Origin of the sequence: Stieleria sp., assembly GCF_041595215.1 — a bacterium.
Taxonomy (GTDB): domain Bacteria; phylum Planctomycetota; class Planctomycetia; order Pirellulales; family Pirellulaceae; genus Stieleria; species Stieleria magnilauensis.
Genome location: NZ_JBFHKV010000840.1, coordinates 1 through 3,913, shown reverse-complemented (window position 1 = coordinate 3,913; position 3,913 = coordinate 1). Strand labels below are relative to the sequence as shown.

Below are 3,913 nucleotides of genomic sequence, written 5' to 3'. Positions count from 1 at the left end.
GTCCGGCGAAATCAGATCCACGACGCTGGGTCATAGGGAGTCCCTGGGGTGTTGAATTTTTAACGAGTGTAGGGTCGAAACGAGCGCAGCAGCCTACCGCGGATCAGGAAAAACACAATTCCCCGGACCGTCGCCTTGCCGAATTGGTTCGGCAAAAAGACCAAAATCGCCAGCAAAATGGCTGCTGAAGTCGCCACGACGAGCGTCGGAGCTTTCCACCACGGCCGATACTCAAACGCCACACGCCAATTTCCTGGTGGGACGACCACCGCCTGATTCAAGTGGCTGCTGCGGAAAACCGGCAGCGATCGGGAGGAATCACCGGTGACGGAGTCCAGCCGGGCCTGCCAATTGCCGTCCTGATAGACACAGCGTTCCAGGACACAGTCGATGTCGCAGCGGACGACGATCGTTCCGTCGGCCGCGCGTTCGACGCGTGCCGATCGCCCGGCGGATCGTTCAGCCGATCGTTCAGCCGATCGTGTGCTGGAACCAGCCGGGGCTGCAGCGGCCGAGCGGGACGACGGTGGAGCCGCCGCGAGGTGTGGCAACGGCAGTCCGCGGCGACGGCCGATTTCTGGTACCAATTCACGCAACGGTTTTTCCGGCAACCAATCGGTGAAAACACGGACGTCGCGGACCGGTTCGGTCATCCGGCGTTCCACCGAGACCAATGTCATTCCATCGGCGGCGGTGGCCGAGTGGCCGTCGACGTGCGAGACCGCTCCGATCGCCAGCCACTGACGGATCGACTTCCAAAACGCCGACCGCTGTTCGCGATCGAGACTCTGCAGGTGGTGGTTACAAGACCACCAGAACTCTCCGTAGCTGCGGCTCTTGATACTGACCATGCTGTTGAACACCGCCTGTCGATGAACCAGGTGCCAACGTCCGAACCAGGCAATCCGTTCGCTTGCGGCGACTTCCAGCGGGCGATCGATGGATCCGGTGGTCCGCCATCGCTGCGGCCACATCCCGGCTTGCGTGCGTAAGGTGCGTGTCCGCGGGATCGGAGCCGGACTTGCCTGGTGTGCCAACTGTCGTTCCCGCCAAACGTCCACTCGGGGCAACAAGGTCGATGTGTTGACGATCGCATCCAGCGCGATCAAGGCGACCCATGCACTGCCGATCCAAATCGCGGGCCGGCGGCGATCTTGCCACTCGGTAAACCGACGCAATCCGACCAGCACACACAACACCGCGACCGTCCACCAACACGACGCACGTATCAACGTCAGGCTGCCGGCCACGTCCAGCGGTCCCCAATATTCATCGATCGGAAGCCTGTCGGGGTCGAGCGGTAGCCAGCGTTCCCATTGTTGGCCGGCCAAGTGCGCCGACACGCCACCGGCGACAAAGCCAACCAGCAGCATCAACGCCAAGGGTAATTCACGTCTGTCACGCTGGGACGAAATCCACTGCGCCGCGACCATGGAACTGGCGATGGCAAAGATCGGTAACCATTTGACCGGATAGCGAAACGAACTGTAGCCGGGAATCCACTGACAAAGCATCCAAAACGGTCCCCCGATCGCGCTGTCGCTATGCTCGAGCACACCAGGGATCTGTTGCAGCCACCAGACCAGTCCGAAATGTCCGAAACAAATCGCCAAGCTGACCAGCGAGACGGCCAGCCAAGGTTCGGCAAGATAGCTTCGCGGCCGGACCAGACGGCAAAGCAGTGCGAACCCCACGATCAAACCCGCGTAGAGTGACGGCGTCCACATCCGTCCTTCGCCTGGAATCACGTTGGCGATCCGTCGATGGATGGGAAACAGATTGCCGAAGGGACGTGGCGAGACGGTTTCGATGGCGTGCCAAGGGGCGAGCGAAAACTCGTAGACCTCGCTGCGTTGGGCAACACGCGCCGCGCGAACACTTTGGCGACTCCAATCCAACGACGCCGCGATTTGGATCGAGCTGATCCCGACGGCCAACGCACAACCGCTCGCGCCGACGACGAACGTGCGGACGAACTCGCTTTGCCACCACGTCTGGCCTTGATCACGGGCTTGTCGAAATTGACTCCTGGCGTGGAACAGCGAGATCGCACCGGCGGTCATCACGCAGTGCAGTGCCGACTGGGGATCGCCGCCGAGCACCATCATGGCCAGAGCGGTGGCGGCGATCACAATCCGCCGGCGCGTCGAACGAGATCCGCCCGCCAAGGTTATCGTCGGCAGGCAGGCGCCCAGGGCGAACGGAATCCACGCCGCACCGACCAAGAATGGAGGGTTGCAACACAGCGAGAAAACGCTGCCCGAGAGCGGATAAACGATTGCCGCCACGAACACCCCTAACGGCCGGCAGCCGATCGACTTGGCCAGCCAGGCCGCGGCGGCGGAGGCCAACAACAGATGAACGATCAAATAGATGCTCATCAAGGATTCGTTGGACAGCCGATCGCTGGCAAGCGGAAACGAATACACCAACCATCGAAGCGGATACATCACCGCCGTCGACGTCTCACCGATCAGGGGCATGCCGGTGTGATCGAGCGGGTTCCAGAACGGAAGCCACTGAGTGGCCGTCCGCTCGGCGACGTAGTCATACAGCGGCAAGTAAAAATGGTTGACGTCGCGAAAGGCGATGCGTTTTCCCAACAGCGTCGGCCAGGTCGATCCCAGAATGACGGCAACGACCAAGGCTACCGACGCAAGACATCGGATCACGTCACCAGGCCCTTGGTCACAGTCATGAAGACATCTTCCAAGGTCGGGGCGCGATCATTGAACGAACGCAAGCGAACACCTTCGGCGATCATCGTCTCCATCAGCGTCGCCAAGCCTTCGTCGTCGGTTTCTAGTTCAGCGACGATGCAGGTCGGTTCTTGTTCGATCGATCGCAAGGCAGGGCTGCTGCGCAAGATCGACAGCCCGGCCTCTTCACCCGCGACGAACTGAATCTCGACGTGCCGGTTTCGTCGGATCTGTCGATAGACCGTTTCGATCGGACCGCTCATCAACAGTTGTCCGCGTTCGATGATGCCGATCGATGTGCAACAATCGGCCAGCTCGGTCAGAATGTGGCTGCTGATCAGAATCGTTTTGCCCATGCGGCGCAATTCTTTGAGCAACTCTTTCACTTCAACGCGCGCTCGCGGATCCAGGCCGCTGGCCGGTTCATCCAGAATCAAGACCGGCGGGTCGTGCACCAGGGTTTTGGCCAGACACAGTCGTTGTTTCATGCCGCGAGACAATCCGTTGACAAAATCGTCGCGTTTGTGCGTCAGATCCAACAGTTCCAGGACGTTGTCGATGATCTGTTTTCTGTCCTTGCGTCCGATCCGGTAGGCGACGGCAAAGAAATCCAAAAACTCCCAGACTCGCATGCCGTCGTACACGCCGAAGTTGTCGGGCATGTAGCCGACGGCTTGACGAACGCCGACCGGATCGGCCATCACGTCACATCCGGCGACTTCACCGCGACCGCGTGTGGCCCGTAACAGCGTGGCCAAAAATCGAATCGTCGTACTTTTGCCTGCACCGTTGGGGCCGATGACTCCGAACGTCTCCCCGGCTTCAATATGAAGATCCAACTCCTGCACCGCGGTGAAGTCTCCATAGTCCTTTCCGAATCCTGTCAACGTTATCATCTCACTCGCTCTCCGTCGGCGGCGTCTTGTTGTCGGTCGTGTCGGTTGCTTCCGAATCCGGTTTTGAATCTTCCGATTCCGGTGTCGTGGTCTCGATGCGGTTTACACGGCGAAAGTCACTGACAAGGTTCTTGTCGGCGACCGGTTCGGGCAGATCGGCATGTTTCAGGTGAATGATGGCGATGGTCTGTGCCGTTTGCTGGCTCGCTGCGGGGGAGATTTCGAGTCCATCGAGCGCACCATCGATTCGTGCGATCAAGCGGATCGTCCCGTTGGGAATGGACTCGGTCGCCGCCAATCGTCTCATCATATCGTCGG

3 protein-coding genes are annotated in these 3,913 nt (G+C 60.1%); all 3 read right to left on the bottom strand.

All coding sequences use genetic code 11. From position 1 onward, the window contains the following. Positions 1-59: 59 nt before the first annotated feature. Positions 60-2,672 (bottom strand): hypothetical protein, encoded by a 2,613-nt coding sequence (locus ABX749_RS25010; protein ID WP_372898394.1) that lies wholly within the window; start codon positions 2,670-2,672, stop codon positions 60-62. Continuing rightward, the gene (locus tag ABX749_RS25005; RefSeq protein ID WP_372898393.1) at positions 2,669-3,595 is read right to left on the bottom strand and encodes an ATP-binding cassette domain-containing protein; all 927 of its coding nucleotides are present in this window, start codon (positions 3,593-3,595) and stop codon (positions 2,669-2,671) included. Before ABX749_RS25005 ends, ABX749_RS25010 begins: the two co-directional genes overlap by 4 nt. Position 3,596: 1 nt before the next feature. Next, on the bottom strand, positions 3,597-3,913 hold a 317-nt coding region (locus ABX749_RS25000; protein ID WP_372898392.1), incomplete at its 5' end, for a hypothetical protein.

Bases quoted from the DNA above. Each gene is read 5' to 3' on its own strand.
- ABX749_RS25005 (WP_372898393.1), bottom strand. From the start codon at position 3,595: ATGATAACGTTGACAGGATTCGGAAAGGACTATGGAGACTTCACCGCG.